This window comes from Ruegeria sp. CL3, assembly GCF_056536505.1.
In genome coordinates this window covers 1-16,070 of the sequence record NZ_JBQFPT010000014.1, presented here as the reverse complement: position 1 = coordinate 16,070, position 16,070 = coordinate 1, and the positions used below count along the sequence as shown (strand labels likewise).

Below are 16,070 nucleotides of genomic sequence, written 5' to 3'. Positions count from 1 at the left end.
TTGCCGGACAGGGGCGATTTAGCGCAGATTGCAACCGCCAGCCAGCCCACACGCGTATGCAGACCTGCGTTACATGGAGGGACTTGTCATGGCGAATGCTATGTCTTTGGCTCCCGCCCAAAAAGCTCTGTGAAAAGCTTTTCGGAGCGGCGCAGGCCTTCATCGGTCAGTACCACCGATTTTGCCTTTCCAACCGGGTCCAGGATCAATCCGTTACGGTGCAGGCGATCAAGCGCTCCCCAGTCAAAGCCTTAGGGCCGTCCTGAACCCAGCGAATTCGGGGATGTTGCGAGCCGCTTCGACGACGGGTGTGAGCCCAACTAGTGGATTCGTCAGGGCGTTTCCGCCGGTATTCTATGATTGCTAAAAGATGGTGGTGCTGATCGCTGTCGTATTAGATTTTCCGCAAATATGCCCAAGAGACGTATCCCTTAAGCTTGCGCGCGCGCTCCAAAGAGACGCGGCACCAACGGGTGCCACCGGTCTGCTCACAGCCGTGAACTCGTAGTGCGGTTCCATTTGGAAGACCAACGATCACATTGAACCCTGTTCCAGGCCCACTGCGCATTTTTAGCATGTCACCGTCTTCGACGCCAAAAACCTCATATGTTCCGAGTGACGCGGCCGCCGCCGGTTTAACGTCCATGACGACCCCCAGGAACAAAGCCATTAGGGGTAAAAAGATTGCATTGCGCATCGCGATGTCCTGCTTATTGCCTCAACGACAATCGTAGCAACTCGGGTCACCAAGAGGAACAACTCCAAGACAGAAATGTAGGTGATACCAAAGCTTCAAACGCTACATTTCTTCCAAATGGTGGGGAACCCTGGCCCAGTTGGGGGCATCTTTCACAAAAACCTTGCTCGTTGGCTTGAAGTTGTTTGGCTCATCCAATGTCCCAGCCGCAATGCTCGTCAATCCGAAGGCTGTCACGCCCCACAGGCCTGATCCGCAGGTGCCACAAAAATGCTTGATGACAGGTCGACCTTCCTTTGAGGTCTTCTCAAAGGTCCGTGGTTTGCCTTTCAGCAGCTGCAGGTCTTCCGACTTTATCATGTACCCGGCATAACCGTCCGTTCCGGTCATCGATAGGCAATCACTGCAAAAACACATGAGTTGCATTACTGCGCTGCCAGTGACCTGGTATCGAACCTCACCGCAAAAACATCCGCCTTCCAAGATTTCAGCCACGTTGCCTTCATCCTTCTATTTCGTTTTGCAAGATATGAGAAAACCGTACCTACTCTGGCCAGTGGTCACAACGGTTCCAGCAGCGGAATGTGGAATGGTGCCAATATGAGCTCCTGTACCTGGATGGGTACGAGGCAAGCATCAGACAGATTGAGTTGTCGAATGTTTTCATCACGGTTCTGAATCCTTGCCAATTGACTGTTCCAGCAAAGTCATTGGACAGACGAGCTTTATTGATCGACAATCGCGTCATGGAGCTGACAGACACCACACCTGTGCACCTGATCCATGTGGACCCTGAGATCAACATGGCGCGGTTCTATGGCATCGAGTTGCAGCCGACGTTGTTTGGGGAGGTTTCAGTGCTTCGTACCTGGGGGCGTATTGGCACGAACGGGCAAGCCATGATGGTGACGTATGATGACGAAGCCCTGGCTAGTGAAGCGCTCCACAATCTCGAAAAGCAAAAGCTCCGTCGAGGGTATGTTCCGGTCGGTGAGTGACTTCGGGCTGCAGTCTGTTTCTGTGGCAAATCCCGAGCCTTTCGGCTCGTGAGCAGGCTCTAGGTTTCAGCCGACGTATCGGCTTCCACCCAGAACACCCCAGAATGATCTCCCTGTCCCAGTAGCCCCTGACCCGTCTCTTGCGAGCCGGGGCAGGGGCTTTGGGTCATGGTCGGTCCATGCCGTGGTGATCTGCCCATTCGGGTGACGGTCCCTTTTGCGCTCACGCAGGATCAGAGATCCTTTGTCCTTTCCTTGTGGGTCAGGCGGGATTTGGACAAGCCAAACGCTACCTTCCGTAAGGGGGAAGGCGCGGCCTCCCCCCTCGGACAAGACAAATAGACAATACCGTGTCCTCGCGCGCCTGCGCTGCGGGCCGCACCACTCTTGTCGATTGGTCCTGTCTCGCCCCTCTCCGCGTTCGCCACGGGGCAGGTTTTAGAGACGACGCCCTTTCAGGGCTCGGCTCAAAACCAGCACCAAAGGGGATCAACCCCAGAGGTCGCACCACAAAAGGAGAGACGGTTTTGGACATTGAAAAGACAAAAGACATCGACACTGACACCAGCCTGCAGGCGGCAGAGATTGCGACCCAGAATGACCTATTTCGGAAAGCGCTGATCGATCCGACTGCGGCAATCGAGATGCATTCTAAGGGAATTCAGGGTCAGGTATTTGTCACGCCCGGCGTGTCAGGTGAAGGGATGGAGTTCCAGACTGCAGCTTTGGCAGCGGTGGCGTCGGATGACCAGTTTGACGAGGGCAATGACCCCTATGGCGATCACACCTTTGGGGCGGTGACAGTCCGTGACCAGAAGCTGTTCTGGAAGATCGATCTTTACGACACGGACTACACGTATGGGTCCGACCGGCCGTTTGACACGTCAGTGACGCGCCGCGTTCTGACCATCATGTGCCCCAGCGAATACTGATCTCAATCCCAAACCGGAAAGGAGGTGAACACCATGAGCAATGAAATCTTGCAGCAACGTATCGCAGAAGCGTGGGCGCTAATCAGGAAGGGCGACAATTTCCACATCGCGCGCCGCTTCCTGATCCAACACGCAGCCATCTAAACGGCTCCGCTCTACCCCGGAAGGGGTAGGGCACCCTTAACACGATCTCAAACACTCAAACAAGGATTTGCCCCATGAGCAAAGTCGAAACATTCACCGCACCGGAAACCATCGAAACCGTATCCCTGTCCGATCTCTACCTGTCTGACATCAACCCACGACAGGAGGTTGGTGAGGAAGGTATTGCACTTCTGGCCGACAGTTTGGTTATGTGTGGCTTGATCCAGAACCTCAGCGGGTTGCGCGATACCGATGGCAAAGTCGCAATCGTTGCCGGTGGTCGCCGCCTACGGGCTCTGAACATCGCCGTGACTGAGCGCGCTGATCTGGCACAGGTTCCCGTTAAGGTCACGGACAATCCCTTCGTGGCTGAGCAATGGGCCAATGCGGAGAACACCGCCCGTGAAGAACTGGACCCTGTGGACGAGGTCCGTGCTTATGGCAAAATGGCCGAGAAATCTCTGTCTATTGCCAAGATCAGCAATGCGTTTGGCGTGACCGAATCCCATGTGCGCCGCCGCCTCGCGCTTGCCAGTCTGCCCGCCGCCGTTCTGGATGCGCTCAAAGCCGGTGAGATCAGCATGGGGCTGGCCAAGGCCATGACCGTCAGCACCGAAGAAGAGAAAATTCTGGAGGTTCTGGAACGGGCCAAAGAATGTCGGTGGTTCAGTGAGCATGATGTCAAACAGGCACTGACGTCGGAGGCTGTTAGCAGCACTAGCCGCAAGGCCGTATTTGTCGGGCAGAAGGCTTATGTTGAGGCGGGCGGCACCGTCACCGCTGATCTGTTTGCCGATGAAACCCTATTCAATGAAGGCGCGTTACTGGATCGTCTGTTTGCCGAGAAACTGGCGGTAGAAGCGGAAAAACTGCGCGACGCGGAAGGCTGGGACTGGGTGGACACCCATGAGGAAAGCTACATTCCCTATGGGTTCTCGGGTACGAAAGACATGCACCGTTTGGACATGGTGAGCCGGGACTTCACCGAAGGACAGGCCGAACGGTATGACGAACTTGCCGAACTCTATGAGGGTGAGGCTCTGGACGCGGATGGTGAAAAGGAGCTGGCCGCGCTTGAGGACTATACGGCGCCGTTCTATTCTGACGCGCAGCGCAAGCTGTCCGGCGTGTTTGTCTATGTCACCAACAATGGCGAGATCAAAACATCCCCGGCCTATGTCGCGGCGGAACATGTTCAGGCTGCCATTGAGGCTGGTGTTCTGGCCCCGGTCAAAGAACCGGAGATCAAGGAAGAACCAAAACCAGTTTATTCGCAGAAGTTCATCGACGACATGGTGGCGATCCGGCTGGCAGCGGTTCAAACGGCCCTGCTGGACAAGCCTGATTATGTGTTGAGCCTGTTTGCTTTCTTTGCCACCCCGGCCTCCGGTCTGAGCAGCAATCTGTTTGGGTTTGGCTATGGTGGTGCCGAGCGGAACACACCCGAGATCGATGACCAGTTCATCCTCGACCCGCGTCTTGGCGGAGAACGGGATGAAGCGGCACAGGCAGCCTATGACCAGTTCCACGAGATTGCCGCACAAGGCAGCGTGGAAGCGTTCAAAGCGTTTCGCGATCTGGGCAAGAAGACCCGCAATGGTGAGATCACGGGTTTTCTGGCCCGGCGGTTTCTGACCCAACGCCCGGAGTTCATGGCGGAGATCGAGGCTGAGATCGAGGCTGACATGCGCGCGATCTGGACCCCTTCGGCTGAAAACTGCTTCAAGCGTCTGAAAGGCTGGCAGCTGGATGATCTCTACAAAGACCTGCTGGACCTGCACATCGACGCCGACATGTTCAAAGCCTTCGCGAAATCCAAAAAGGGTGCCAAGAACGAGGCGCTGCACAAGCTCTTCAATGATCCAGAGCATCAAAAGGCACTGGGCGTGACCGAGGCACAGAAAGCCCGGATCGATGCATGGGTGCCGGATTGCTTCTGAAACTGGCAGGGCAGGGCGCAACGCGCCCTGCTTTTCAGCAATGATTTTTGATTTTAGTTCAATGGTATAGGTTGTTTTGACTTGAAAGGTTGTAGCCTGTAGGCTACATATAGGTATGATAGAAATTCGTAAGACGGACCTGTTCGACAAGTGGCTCAAGGGCCTGAAGGACCAAAGGGCGAGAGCCAGGATCTTGGTTCGCATCACGCGGTTGAGCCTGGGCAATCCCGGTGATGTGAAACCGGTTGGTGAAGGTGTGAGTGAACTGCGTATCTCCGAAGGGAAGGGGTATCGCGTTTACTATGTGTCGCGCGGTGACGTTTTGATCGTTTTGCTGTGCGGGGGAGACAAGTCATCCCAGCAAGCCGACATCAAAACCGCCAAGGCGATGGCAAGAGAGTTGGAGTGAAAAACATGGGTGTCAAAACAACGAAGTTTGAAGCGGCTGACTATCTGGACAGCCCGGAAGCCATTCAAGCCTATCTTGAAGCGGCTTTTGAAACCAGCGACACGGCGCTGATCGCGTCGGCACTTGGCGATGTTGCCAAGGCCAAAGGTATGTCGAGTGTGGCCGACAAATCTGGTCTGTCTCGGGAAAGCCTCTACCGCGCACTTAGCGAAAATGGCAATCCCGAGTTTGGCACGGTGCTGAAAGTGCTGAGCGCTGTGGGTGTGACGCTCACCCCGAAAATGCACGTGAATTAACCCACTTTAAAGGCTATCCACCATGTCCACCGATGCAGCTCCGTCTACGGTTGAAAAAGCCGCCCGCCGCGTCTGGAAATCCGCGCAGATGTTCGTCGGGTTTCATACAGACCAGAAGGGCAAGCCGCGCACACAGCCGAAGCTCTGGCCGCCAAAAAACGGGAGCGCGTCGATCCATGGTGATCCCAGCGCGCAGGAGGCCATCGTGGTCGTCAAAGCCGCTGATCCGGACGAGGTACAGGACGTGCAGATCAAGCTGCACCCAAACCGCATTGTTGTGCGCCGCGATGCAGATGCCTGGTGGCAGGGTGTCGCTGTAGATGAGCATACCGTGACGGTCCGAATGGCCGACAACACGATCATCGAAATCCGCCATGACGGATCGGTGAAGCGGCGCTCGGCAGAGGACGAAACCCATGTTGAAGCAGATGGCAGCATCTTCAAGTTCACGGAATTTGCCGAGGCGCATATGACGGGTGACGGGGTGGAAATGACCCGCCGCACAGAGGATCGCATTGCCACGATCACAGCTGACGGTGTTGTCGATCGCGCGCGCAAGCGTTAGCCTGTAAAGAATACCTCCAGATTTTCCTTTGGTTAAACTCGTGGCCCGCTTCGGTGGGCCTTTTTCTTGGCGTACTCATCACTGTATCTGCCCGTGCGCCGGTCTCGCCCCGCGACAGCGCTTGAGAGAGTTCTTGCGGATTACCGGGGCGTCCTACCGAACCCGCCAATCCAAATTGAGTCCGGCTGTTTACCTGATCCGCACAAGCACGGACCAGGGCCGGACCGTCCGGTCTTTGGCCTCCGCCAGTTGGATAGGGCGGTTTGCACCGTCCGTCATTCTTCATCCTTTGCGACGACGGTCATACCGACCCAGAAGGGCAACCCCCAACTTAGAACTGAGCGCCGCGCCTGTGTCGGATCGAGGTGATGTTGCCGCCATCAAAGACATCGTTTTGTTCAGATGTTCCGCGCGCAGCGATCCCAGAAAGCCTTGCCTTTCACCAGGTCTGACAGTTTCAAGTACGTTGCCGGAGAAGATCCTCGGCTGCGGTGTTTCTGAAGGGATGAACATAAGCGGGCAGTCGGGGAAGACGCGCGGCGCCCGGGCCGGGCGCCGCGCTTCAACAAGGAATGTCCCCTGCGCCTGCGGCGCATTCCGCGCGGATCAAATTCCCTGCTGACATCCCCTTGATGCCCGCTTTTCCCTTGTTCATCGAAACACGCCATAGCGAGGATCAAACAATGGCAACTCAAACTCTGAAACTGAGCGTCAAGACCGGTGAAAAAGAAGGCAAGACATTCTGGGATCGATGCGGGGTGCTCTTCGTCAATACCGATGAGACCGGCACCATCACCTCGATCCAGGTCAAGCACAGCATGTTCCCTGGCGTTGAGATGGTGGCCTTCCCGAAGCGCACCGATGACGATCCCGTCACCGAATGACGGGAGGGCAGGGCGGCGCAAGCCGCCCTTTCTTCTGCTCCGGCCGCAGGCCGGACCACATATGCGCCACAGGTGGCGCGCGGTCCTAAGACCGGGCAGGGGTGCCGACCTGCCCCAATGCGGCAGCAGACAACCCTGCCACACCCGCCGCGAAAGCGGCGGGACATTGAGCGCGCTGAGGCGCGCGGAAAATGCCATACTGACCTTGAACGTGCCGGTATGTGACGGGCGCTGTTCGGGCAGCTCCCGCTTTGCGTGATTGCCCTGCGCCGGTCCACCGGCACCCACGCCTGCTGGCTGGAAAAGGGGCAGGACCCTTTTCCCGGCGTGGAGATTGCCTCCAAGAGCAAAACTGTTCCGGGGGCAATTTGAGAAAATACGGATTTCTAAAATCACCCCCGGTTTCCTCTTGGAGAGTATGACAGGATAAGGTAGTTGTGTTACAAGTCATAAAAACAACCAGAGGTATACATTGAGCAAGCCCGGCGACACCACTGTCTTTTCCGTTCGATTGCCGTCAGATGCGTTGGTGCGTTTGGAGGAGGCCGTGCAGTCGCTTGGGGCCAAGAGCCGCAACCAGATCATCCAACGACTGATCTATCGTCTGATCGGGTATCTCGATCCTGACCCGGCCGTTGTCGATCTCTGGCAGACGCACTTGCGGCAGGTTCAGGGTGGATACACCAACCTCAATCAGCTCGCAAAATCGGCCAAACGCGGTTCGGTGATCTGGACCGATGACGACCGGCGCGATGTCGAAAACCTCCATCGTGCGATCATCCAGCACCGGCAAGACCTGAAGGCGCTGATCACCGCGGCCCGCCGAAACCGAGAGCCAGACTCCGCCATTCGCCGAATCTTGCGCGACGATGAGAGGACATCTGAAGCATGAACGTCGCGGCTCACAATTTGACGGCAGGGGACTTTCTGGAGCTAGCCTTCCGGGAAGCGCAGAAGGGTATCGATCGGTCCAAGCAGATCAGCCAGCAGCTGCAAACCGCCAAGCGCATGAAGTTCATGATCTCGCGGGCCTCATCCATCAAGGCGCGGCTTGGTGCTGTGGTTGGAAAGCCCGAGGCGGTTGTGAAACACGTCCGCAAAGGTGGGGTGAAAAAAGCGCATGAGCTGCGCCGCCAGATCAATTACCTGACCGTCAGGGCAGAGGGCGTGTTGGACATCCGCGACAATGGTGTGACCCCGCTCGATGCCGATCAGGTGAGTGATCTGATCGAGACCTGGGCCGAGGATTTCAACGGGAAAACCAACTATGGTTATACCCGTCACATGATCGTTTCTTTTCCCGAAGGCACCTATCCGGATGCCGCGCATGAGGCCGGTTTGGACTTCGCGGATCGCCTGTTTGGGAGCGGTGATTTTGGCGATACCTGGGACTATCTGACCGTGTTCCACAACGACACTGACAACCCCCATGTCCACATCGTTGTGAATAACCGAGGCGTGGAACATGGGCAGTGGTTGGCTATGGGTATGAGCAGCGACATGAACATCGACGTTCAGCGCTCTATCCAGGTTGAGGTTGCCGAAGGATACGGAATTGAGCTGACCGCAACGACCCGCCTTGAGCGCGGTTTGCGGCAGGAAGTTGAGACCGACACGTGGAAGGTTCAGGCCGGACTGTCTGTTGTTGAAAGCACTCCGGAGGTTGAAGTTACGGCCCGCGACATGGCCGGTGATGTGATGACACTCTCCATCGCAAGAATGTCGGATCTGTTTGATGAGCGCGCCAACGCTGTCAAAGACCGGATCGAAGAGTTTGCCATCCAACTCGTTGAAAGTGAGGAACCTATGGTATCGAGAATGGAACATCTGCTGGATCAAGCCCATCATTTTGATGATTACGGCGAGCCAGGAGACCCGTCTTATGTGTCGCCCGAAGTCATGAGCAACTTGCGGCGACACATCGAATTAGGCGGTTCTGAGGAAACAATCGCACCCGAGCTGAAGGCTCAGGTTGTTGCCCATATCAGCGACGTTCGGGACAACGAACAGAGCCATCCGTATCTGTCTGCCCTTGCTGATATTGTCGATGACAAGGCGTTCCAGTCGTCCGCTGATTATGCCCCGGCAGCACGCCGGTACGAGGTCTATATACAGGACACCTTGGGCAAGGGGGCCTATGAGGACTTCCAGACTCAGACCAAAGAATTGCTGCAATCCATCGACAAGATGGAAGGGCTGGCCCGTGAGGTTGACGACCCTCATCTGCGTGTCGCTATGGATATTCAAATTGGCGAGTTGAAGGGCGACGTTGCGGACCTGCGCACCAACGATCCGGACCTTCAAGCCTTCATCATCGAGGACCGCCGCTATTCAACGATGATGGGAATGGGCACTGCCGAAATGGATGTCTTGGATTATTCAGAGGCCGGCAAGTGGGCAGCGATCCGCAAAGAAGTCACCGACACGGCCAGCAGCTACGGCCTCGATGGCGAGGCGTTCGTTGCCCGCTTTGGCGATCATCAGAACGTCACCCTGGGTACAACAATGGGATGGCGCAGCGACGACATTTCGACCGCCGCGGCCCACTTCCAGGCGCAAGGATTACCCGACAGCCACGACCGCGCTGAGGCCGTTGTTGACGAGCTGCACCAGCTTGCGTCTTCCAGGATCATCGCAATCTCAGAAGAACTTTCAGACGTTCACGCCCACGCAACGCACCCGCTCTTGCAGGGGCGCGGTGACGATGACGGGCACAGCTTGTAAGGACTTTAACCGGTCTGCCTGATGCGCGCGCCAACGCCCCAGGCAGACCCATCACAGAGTTTTCCATCAACTCGCAAAGGAAAAACTATGGTTTCGCGTACAGACTATCTTTTGAACGAAGTCGAACACTTCGCACCCTATTCCAGATTTGATCAATCCGCCCCGCGTGAAGATCGCGTTTCAGAGCAGATCGACATCATCAGGAAAGAACAGCAGGCGATGGGCTTTGATCGTGCAGCCATCGCCTCAAACAGCTTCGACATCGAGGACCAGGCCAACCGCCGTGTTGACGAACATACTGCGCAACAAGATCTGGTCGAAGAATTCAAAATCGAATTTGAAGCTGCGGAGCGGTCAGGGGAGCCGGTTGATCTGAACGATATGCAGGCTTTGGTTTCTCAGCACATGAGTGATGCTCAGGAATACGATCTGTATCACCCTTACTATTCGTCCCTTGCGGATCTGAGTGGTGACAAGGATTTTCAGGAGTCCGACGACTACCAGTCGCCCGGTGATCGCTATGTTCAGTATATGCAATCCGCTTTGGGGGAGGCCATCTTTGAGAACTACGAGCAGCAGACCAAGGACATCGTGAACTCCATCGAGAACATGGAGGCTCTTGCACGAGAGGTCGAAGATCCACACTTGCGTGCCGCAATGGACGTTCAGATCGGGGAGTTGAAAGGCGATGTTGCCGAACTGCGCCCATATGACACCGACCTGCAGGCATACACTTTGGCTGATGACAGCTACACCACATCCATGAATGCGGCCGAGTTGGACAACCTGGACCCCACGGAAGCCGAAAAATGGCTGGCTGTGCGTGATGACATTGTGGCGACCGCGCACAGCTTCGGTCTCGACGGAAGCAAGTTCCTGGCCCGCTACAACGATCATGACAGCGTTTCAATCGGCACAACGGCGACTTGGAAAGACGCGGACATTTCCACCGCTGCCGCCCATTTCAACAGCCAAGGCGTTCCGGACAGCTACGAGCGCGCGGAGGCCGTTGTTGGTGAGCTGCACCAAGTTTCATCCAGCAAGATTGCCGCCGTGGTGCAAGAGATTGCCCATACCCGCGAACAGGCTACCCACGTCCATGAGTATGATGGACACAGTCTTTAACCACGGAGGACATGATAGATGATTGTTCGCGCCGGTGAATGTGTTGCCGGGAACAGCGAGACCACCGGGTTGGAGTAATGTGGGGTCTGTTCCGATTGGGACGGACTCTTGTCCTTGGACATTCCGGGCATTCGCTGCACCACGTTTGAATAGGCAAGAAGCGGACAAAACAGTCTTTCGCTGGGACTAAAGCAATGTCCGCTCATAGTTTAGTGATCGTGGTGACAGAGTTTATGATCGGCAAGAGACGCGAGCACATAGCAGTTCTCTGACACTCCTTCGTCATCACAGCCCTTCGAAATCCGAACCAGCTCTTTTTCAAGAGCCCGTAGTCGTTTGATCTTTGCTCTTACTTCGGAAAGTTGTGAGACGGCGATGTCCGTTGCGGCTTGGCATGAACGATCCGGGTGGCCTTGAAGCACAATCAATTCGGAGATCGCTTCAATTGAGAAACCAAGATCGCGTGCATGCTTGATGAAACTGAGACGCTCTAGCCCTGCCACATCGTAGCGCCGTTGGTTGCCTTCGGTGCGTTCTGGTGCGGCAAGCAGGCCCATTTCCTCATAGTAGCGGATAGTCGGAACTTTGACCTTCGTGCGCTTGGAAAGCTCCCCGATAGAAAACATGAAAATACCTCTTGAACCTCTAGTAACTAGAGACACTACACTATGGTCACGACAGATACAAAAAGGGCTTCCCAATGTCAGCATGTTGCGGACACAACGCCAAATTCGACGGCGTATCAGACGACTACAAAAGGAGGCTGTGGATTGTCATTGCTCTGAACGCGGTGATGTTCGTCGTCGAGATGACTGCCGGTCACTATGCAAAGTCTCAGGCACTTCAGGCCGACGCTCTAGACTTCCTTGGGGATGCTTTGACCTACGGTATCTCGCTGGCAGTGATCGGGGCTTCAATCCGTGCACGCACCAATGCCGCTCTGGCGAAAGGGGTGAGCTTGCTGCTGATGGGTCTTTGGGTGTTTGGATCGACCGTGTACCGGGTGTTCTATGTCGGAGTGCCGGAGGCCGAGATCATGGGCATCGTTGGCTTTTTCGCTCTTATGACCAATCTCGCAAGTGTTCTCTTGCTCGTCCGTTACAAGGACGGCGATGCAAATGTGCGCTCTGTCTGGCTATGTTCGCGTAATGACGCCATTGGCAATGTGGCCGTTATGTTTGCAGCTTTAGGCGTCTGGGGCACAGCTAGCGGTTGGCCTGACCTGATTGTTGCGGCGGTCATGGCAACGTTGTTTCTTTCCTCTGCTTTCCAGATCGTGCGCCAAGCGCTCGCCGAGCGTCGGGAAGTTGGCGAACATGAGCATGTTTGACGTGGATTATGACCTTTGATCTCGAATGATACGAAATCGGCTCAATTTAGTTGGAAATACCAAGGACTCTCGCCATGAACCTGAAACGCCGCCAAGTACTGACTTACGCCGCTGGCTTTGCCAGCACAGTACCATTTGCCGCGTTTGCGCAAGACACGCCTTCCGTCCGTGTTCTCAAGGATCCGAACTGCGGCTGTTGCCAGGTTTGGATCGACATCCTGCGGCAGGAAGGCTTTCGCATTACCGAGGAGCGCAGCTTTGGAACACAGCTTGTCCGCCACAAATTGGACAACGGCATTCCCGAAGAAATGATGTCCTGCCACACAGGCGAGATCGATGGCTATATGATCGAGGGGCATGTGCCGGTTGCAGACATTCGTCGTCTGCTGGAGGAGCAACCCAGTGCTGTTGGACTTGCTGTTCCTGGCATGCCCTACGGTTCCCCTGGGATGGGGCCGGAAGATCGTCGTGAGGCCTACGACGTGTTTTTGATCCTCAAGGACGGTAGCACCGAGGTGTTCAAGAGTTACGAAGCGGCCTGAGGCGACGTTCATCGAGCGGAAACAGTAAGGAGGAGAAGATGACGAAGCTTGGATTACGCACTCTTACCTTAAGCGTTCTGTCTATCACCATTGCTACAGTGGGTTGCGCACAACAACAACGAGGAGATTGGTGGGGTCACGGGCCAATGGGATCTAACCACATGAGGTCTGAGCACATGCGTGGTTGGGGGCACGGCAATATGGGGCCTGGCCAGCAGCAGCGCATGCAACGACATTGGACGTATATGAACGAGGACGTGCCCGCAGCCTACCGCGGGGCTCGGAGCACCATTCGTGCAACGCCCGAGAATGTTTCGGAGGGCAAGACGCTATATACGGAAAACTGCGCAAGCTGTCATGGAGCTGAGGGTTTGGGCGATGGTGAAGCCGGACGTTCGCTCGCGCCCTCTCCCGCTCTCCTACGATGGTTCGTTCAGATGCCGATGTCGGGGGACGAGTACCTTCTTTGGGCAATTTCCGAGGGCGGCGAACGCTTCGGAACAGACATGCCAGCCTTCAAGGAAGCGCTGAGCGAAGAAGACCTTTGGAAGATCATCGTTTATATGCGTGCGGGGTTCCCTTGATCTGTCGTCAATCTGTTGGTTTTTGATGAGTGTTTTTGCTGTCGATACTATGACGACAATTCTCAGCAGGCATAAAGCTGACAATGCGCCATTCTAGTAAGCTTCACGGAAGCGGACATATATGTAAGTCGCAGCACGAGCAGGTTAGGGCTCTCTCCTGCCGTTCTCTGCATATTGAAGTAAGGTCCGGTTCGGCCGCGTCCTGTTACCCCCGTCAAGTGAAGGCGCTACTTTCAGCCCGTTTGGCTTTCATTTTCTCCATCGCCATATCTTTCGCTGACCGACTTTTCCGCTTTGCGACCGTGCGCTGCGCATCAAATGCCGCCTGAAGTTCCTGGTCTTTTTCAGAAACCTCTCTGTCCGGGGCAGGGGCCGGTTTCGCATCAGCCACTGCCTTTGCCGTGTCCCTGGCTTGCTCTACAGCCAGATCGAGGTGTGTGCCTTTGATCTTCGGACTTTCGCCACCCAAGAACTGCATGAAATACGGATCTTCGAAGTATCGGATCTTGTTTGCAATCACCGGCATCTTGCCTTCGCGGATCAGCACAACCTCGTTTTCCGGCAGACGACCAACGTGCTCTGGCCGGAGCAGCCGAATGCCTTCTTCACGCTCTGATATGCTGCCCATTTCCATCTTGCCGAGTGCTCGAGACTTCGACTTGCTTATGACCGTTTTGTCCCCGATGGACCTGGACACATGTTCGCGTACTTCGGAATCCTCTGAGGCGGCAAACATCTGGGTTCCAGCGTTTGCCAGCATCGCCCGCACACCCTCGTGCCCATAAATGTCCTGTAGGCGCGACAGTGTTTGCGAAATCACCACGAGCCTGCCCCCGAACGATCGCATGGTGTCATAGGCTTCAACAACGCGCTCAAGATGGCCGAGGCGTTGGAACTCATCGAGCAGCATCAAAACCTTGAACGGCTCATCTTCGCCCGGCTCAACAGTTTCGATGGTGTTCACCAGATCGAGGAAGAACAGGCGAATGAGCGTCCGGAACTCTTTGACCTTTTTCCCTGGCACGGAAAAGTAGATCGAGCTGGGGCGCCGACGCAGATCTTCAAAGTTGATGTCATTGCCCTGCGTGGCTCTTGCTACCGACGGGTTGCGCCAGAGCTGCAGGCCGGAGTTCAACATAACCGAAATCGTTGACCGCAGGATTTTGGATTCTTCGGCTGCAAGATTCAGAAACTCATCTGCAGCTCGCGCATATCCAACTTCTTCAGCCATTTTCTCATAGTCCTTTTGCTTGGTCGTTTTGACCAGGCGCAGGACTTCGGAAATGTATGGCCGCTTTCTTTTGATCGCCAGCATCGCCATTGCGCAGAACATGCCTTCAACACCACCCATAAAGCCCTGCGCGGACGAGCTGGGCGTGTCGAACATCTGAGTTGCAACCTGAATCACTTCTTCCCATCGCCGGTCCAGATTGTCGGCACGTGCTGCGCGGCGCAGAGGGTTGTAGCTGTGGCTTTTGTCGGGGTTCTCGGGGTCGAACATAAAAACCTCATCGCCCATTGCTGCCCGACGCGCGCCGGTTGTCTGGAAAATCTCGCCCTTGATGTCCAGGACGACGCAAGACCCATTGAAACGCAGGACATTCGGGATCACAAAGCCGCTGGTTTTGCCCGAACCAGACGGGGCAATGAACATCGCGTGCGGCTTTTGGACACCGGGGCCGGGCTTATAGTAGATCGCGTTTTTGTCCTTTGGCTCACCAAATTTGGCAAACACGATTTCACTATCCAATTTGTCTTTGAGCTTCAGAACCGACGCATAGCCTTCCTGGACGAGCTGAGGGGCCTTTGCAAAGGTCGCATCACCGTATTTCGTTGAGGGACCACGCAGCGCAGCCGCCACAAATGCAAAGGTCAAAACACCCACTGCGACCACCGCCACCAGACCCATGATCTGCTGCGTCTCTGCAGGCTGTGCCATGAACTTCTCTGGGATCGCCCAGATGTCCAGCCCGCGAAAGCCTCTGGTGTTGATGTATTCGAGAGCCAGCCCGACCACCAACACCGCGCAAGCCGAGGTAGCGATAAAGCCCATAGTACCGGCTATCGCGACCTTCTTGCCTTTGGGTAGATCCTGAAACTCAGCCATCGGTCAGCTCGCGTTTGAAGAAGCACACGATGCCAAACTCGGCAGGTACGACGCCGACCATTTCCCAACCGTCTTGCCCGAGCTTCGCAAACTTCTCGCCTGCATTTTCCTCTACCCGCATCAAGACATTACGATACTCAAATTTTTTCATTCTATTTCTCCTTCAGATAAGTTGATCAGCGGTCATCAGGGGTGGGAAGATCACTCCGTTGACCTTCCGTTCGTCACCGATTTTCTTCATGTGAACGATCATGTGAATGGTGGCCCGGATGTCATCGACCACTTCTGACTTTTGAACGGTCGGAGATCCGCGACGCACCATCTTGCTCATACGTCCAATGGCATCTACTGGTGAGTTGGCGTGCATGGTACAAACAGAACCATCGTGGCCGGTGTTCACCAGTTCCAGGAACATATTTGCGTCGTCGCCCCGAATTTCACCGCAGACGAGGCGGTCAGGCCGTAACCTCAGCGCCGATTCCAGCAGCTTTGTTGGTGATCGAGGGCCATCTTCTTCGGAACGGTCAGCAAGTAGATCGACAGAATTGGGTTGCTCGATGTCCAGCTCGGCCACTTCTTCAATCGTCACGATCCGTTCGCCAGGATCGACGCGCTTCAGCATTGCATTGAGAACAGTGGTTTTGCCAGACGAGGTGCCCCCGGCAATGATCACGTTCCATTTGCTTAGCATCGCAAGGTCGGCCAGCTCGTCAAAGTTCATTGTTCCGGCAGCGAGAGCAGCCCGAGCCTTTTCAAGCGCGCTGTGATCATTGTTTTCTGCCAACGCCGCCTC

The 16,070-nt window shown here is 55.5% G+C and carries 20 protein-coding genes; 13 read left to right on the top strand and 7 right to left on the bottom strand.

Features of this window, described 5'->3' with window-relative positions; translation table 11 throughout:
* Positions 1–98: 98 nt before the first annotated feature.
* The 3 genes from ACR0NO_RS19035 to ACR0NO_RS19025 all read right to left on the bottom strand — a co-directional run bounded on the left by ACR0NO_RS19035 (position 99) and on the right by ACR0NO_RS19025 (position 1,192).
* A complete protein-coding gene (locus ACR0NO_RS19035; RefSeq protein WP_371732129.1) occupies positions 99–209 on the bottom strand; it encodes a DUF6429 family protein in 111 nt (36 codons plus the stop codon).
* A gap of 185 nt (positions 210–394) precedes the next feature.
* On the bottom strand, positions 395–670 hold the full coding sequence (locus tag ACR0NO_RS19030; protein WP_480595487.1) for an SH3 domain-containing protein: 276 nt from the start codon (positions 668–670) through the stop codon (positions 395–397).
* A 129-nt stretch (positions 671–799) separates the two neighbouring features.
* Positions 800–1,192 carry a GFA family protein gene (locus tag ACR0NO_RS19025; RefSeq protein WP_152460663.1) on the bottom strand — a complete coding sequence of 131 codons (393 nt, stop codon included), beginning with the start codon at positions 1,190–1,192 and terminating at the stop codon, positions 800–802.
* Positions 1,193–1,407: 215 nt separating this feature from the next.
* Here ACR0NO_RS19025 and ACR0NO_RS19020 point away from each other — a divergent pair, with 215 nt between their 5' ends.
* The 10 genes from ACR0NO_RS19020 to ACR0NO_RS18975 all read left to right on the top strand — a co-directional run bounded on the left by ACR0NO_RS19020 (position 1,408) and on the right by ACR0NO_RS18975 (position 10,714).
* Positions 1,408–1,695: a WGR domain-containing protein gene (locus ACR0NO_RS19020; protein ID WP_237215935.1), complete on the top strand. Its 288-nt coding sequence runs from the start codon at positions 1,408–1,410 to the stop codon at positions 1,693–1,695.
* A 527-nt stretch (positions 1,696–2,222) separates the two neighbouring features.
* Positions 2,223–2,627 (top strand): DUF3768 domain-containing protein, encoded by a 405-nt coding sequence (locus ACR0NO_RS19015; protein ID WP_152460664.1) that lies wholly within the window; start codon positions 2,223–2,225, stop codon positions 2,625–2,627.
* Positions 2,628–2,845: 218 nt separating this feature from the next.
* The gene (locus tag ACR0NO_RS19010) at positions 2,846–4,711 is read left to right on the top strand and encodes a ParB/RepB/Spo0J family partition protein (RefSeq protein WP_170417794.1); all 1,866 of its coding nucleotides are present in this window, start codon (positions 2,846–2,848) and stop codon (positions 4,709–4,711) included.
* Positions 4,712–4,826: 115 nt separating this feature from the next.
* Entirely contained in the window at positions 4,827–5,120 is a 294-nt protein-coding gene (locus tag ACR0NO_RS19005; protein ID WP_170417791.1) for a type II toxin-antitoxin system RelE/ParE family toxin, read from the top strand.
* Between the two features lie 5 nt (positions 5,121–5,125).
* Positions 5,126–5,416, top strand: coding sequence for an addiction module antidote protein (locus ACR0NO_RS19000; RefSeq protein WP_152460667.1), 291 nt, complete (start codon positions 5,126–5,128; stop codon positions 5,414–5,416).
* 22 nt (positions 5,417–5,438) lie between these two features.
* A complete protein-coding gene (locus ACR0NO_RS18995; protein ID WP_170417788.1) occupies positions 5,439–5,981 on the top strand; it encodes a hypothetical protein in 543 nt (180 codons plus the stop codon).
* A 683-nt stretch (positions 5,982–6,664) separates the two neighbouring features.
* Complete coding sequence (locus tag ACR0NO_RS18990) at positions 6,665–6,865, top strand: hypothetical protein (RefSeq protein WP_170417785.1); 201 nt, start codon at positions 6,665–6,667, stop codon at positions 6,863–6,865.
* A gap of 472 nt (positions 6,866–7,337) precedes the next feature.
* Entirely contained in the window at positions 7,338–7,757 is a 420-nt protein-coding gene (locus ACR0NO_RS18985) for a hypothetical protein (protein ID WP_170417782.1), read from the top strand.
* On the top strand, positions 7,754–9,589 hold the full coding sequence (locus tag ACR0NO_RS18980) for a relaxase/mobilization nuclease domain-containing protein (RefSeq protein WP_170417779.1): 1,836 nt from the start codon (positions 7,754–7,756) through the stop codon (positions 9,587–9,589). Before ACR0NO_RS18985 ends, ACR0NO_RS18980 begins: the two co-directional genes overlap by 4 nt.
* Positions 9,590–9,676: 87 nt before the next feature.
* Positions 9,677–10,714, top strand: coding sequence for a hypothetical protein (locus tag ACR0NO_RS18975; protein ID WP_170417776.1), 1,038 nt, complete (start codon positions 9,677–9,679; stop codon positions 10,712–10,714).
* Between the two features lie 209 nt (positions 10,715–10,923).
* On the opposite strand, the gene ACR0NO_RS18970 is transcribed toward ACR0NO_RS18975, so the two are convergent.
* Positions 10,924–11,340, bottom strand: coding sequence for a MerR family transcriptional regulator (locus ACR0NO_RS18970; protein ID WP_170417773.1), 417 nt, complete (start codon positions 11,338–11,340; stop codon positions 10,924–10,926).
* 74 nt (positions 11,341–11,414) lie between these two features.
* On the opposite strand from ACR0NO_RS18970, the gene ACR0NO_RS18965 reads away from it, so the two are divergent.
* The 3 genes from ACR0NO_RS18965 (at position 11,415) to ACR0NO_RS18955 (ending at position 13,170) form a co-directional block, all read left to right on the top strand.
* Positions 11,415–12,044 (top strand): cation efflux transmembrane domain-containing protein, encoded by a 630-nt coding sequence (locus ACR0NO_RS18965; RefSeq protein WP_170417770.1) that lies wholly within the window; start codon positions 11,415–11,417, stop codon positions 12,042–12,044.
* A 74-nt stretch (positions 12,045–12,118) separates the two neighbouring features.
* Entirely contained in the window at positions 12,119–12,586 is a 468-nt protein-coding gene (locus ACR0NO_RS18960) for a DUF411 domain-containing protein (protein ID WP_170417767.1), read from the top strand.
* A gap of 161 nt (positions 12,587–12,747) precedes the next feature.
* A complete protein-coding gene (locus ACR0NO_RS18955; protein WP_170474328.1) occupies positions 12,748–13,170 on the top strand; it encodes a c-type cytochrome in 423 nt (140 codons plus the stop codon).
* A 214-nt stretch (positions 13,171–13,384) separates the two neighbouring features.
* On the opposite strand, the gene ACR0NO_RS18950 is transcribed toward ACR0NO_RS18955, so the two are convergent.
* The 3 genes from ACR0NO_RS18950 to ACR0NO_RS18940 form a co-directional block, all read right to left on the bottom strand.
* On the bottom strand, positions 13,385–15,277 hold the full coding sequence (locus tag ACR0NO_RS18950; protein ID WP_170474331.1) for a type IV secretory system conjugative DNA transfer family protein: 1,893 nt from the start codon (positions 15,275–15,277) through the stop codon (positions 13,385–13,387).
* Complete coding sequence (locus ACR0NO_RS18945) at positions 15,270–15,428, bottom strand: DUF4177 domain-containing protein (protein WP_152460674.1); 159 nt, start codon at positions 15,426–15,428, stop codon at positions 15,270–15,272. Before ACR0NO_RS18945 ends, ACR0NO_RS18950 begins: the two co-directional genes overlap by 8 nt.
* 12 nt (positions 15,429–15,440) lie before the next feature.
* A partial coding sequence (locus ACR0NO_RS18940; protein ID WP_480725139.1) for a CpaF/VirB11 family protein occupies positions 15,441–16,070 on the bottom strand: 630 nt, incomplete at its 5' end.

Excerpts from the sequence above, each read along its gene's own strand:
- ACR0NO_RS19030 (WP_480595487.1), bottom strand. The coding sequence starts at position 670 with ATGGCTTTGTTCCTGGGGGTCGTCATGGACGTTAAACCGGCGGCGGCC.
- ACR0NO_RS19010 (WP_170417794.1), top strand. The coding sequence starts at position 2,846 with ATGAGCAAAGTCGAAACATTCACCGCACCGGAAACCATCGAAACCGTA.
- ACR0NO_RS19005 (WP_170417791.1), top strand. The coding sequence starts at position 4,827 with ATGATAGAAATTCGTAAGACGGACCTGTTCGACAAGTGGCTCAAGGGC.
- ACR0NO_RS19000 (WP_152460667.1), top strand. The coding sequence starts at position 5,126 with ATGGGTGTCAAAACAACGAAGTTTGAAGCGGCTGACTATCTGGACAGC.
- ACR0NO_RS18995 (WP_170417788.1), top strand. The coding sequence starts at position 5,439 with ATGTCCACCGATGCAGCTCCGTCTACGGTTGAAAAAGCCGCCCGCCGC.
- ACR0NO_RS18990 (WP_170417785.1), top strand. The coding sequence starts at position 6,665 with ATGGCAACTCAAACTCTGAAACTGAGCGTCAAGACCGGTGAAAAAGAA.
- ACR0NO_RS18980 (WP_170417779.1), top strand. The coding sequence starts at position 7,754 with ATGAACGTCGCGGCTCACAATTTGACGGCAGGGGACTTTCTGGAGCTA.
- ACR0NO_RS18975 (WP_170417776.1), top strand. The coding sequence starts at position 9,677 with ATGGTTTCGCGTACAGACTATCTTTTGAACGAAGTCGAACACTTCGCA.
- ACR0NO_RS18970 (WP_170417773.1), bottom strand. The coding sequence starts at position 11,340 with ATGTTTTCTATCGGGGAGCTTTCCAAGCGCACGAAGGTCAAAGTTCCG.
- ACR0NO_RS18965 (WP_170417770.1), top strand. The coding sequence starts at position 11,415 with ATGTCAGCATGTTGCGGACACAACGCCAAATTCGACGGCGTATCAGAC.
- ACR0NO_RS18960 (WP_170417767.1), top strand. The coding sequence starts at position 12,119 with ATGAACCTGAAACGCCGCCAAGTACTGACTTACGCCGCTGGCTTTGCC.
- ACR0NO_RS18955 (WP_170474328.1), top strand. The coding sequence starts at position 12,748 with ATGAGGTCTGAGCACATGCGTGGTTGGGGGCACGGCAATATGGGGCCT.
- ACR0NO_RS18950 (WP_170474331.1), bottom strand. The coding sequence starts at position 15,277 with ATGGCTGAGTTTCAGGATCTACCCAAAGGCAAGAAGGTCGCGATAGCC.
- ACR0NO_RS18945 (WP_152460674.1), bottom strand. The coding sequence starts at position 15,428 with ATGAAAAAATTTGAGTATCGTAATGTCTTGATGCGGGTAGAGGAAAAT.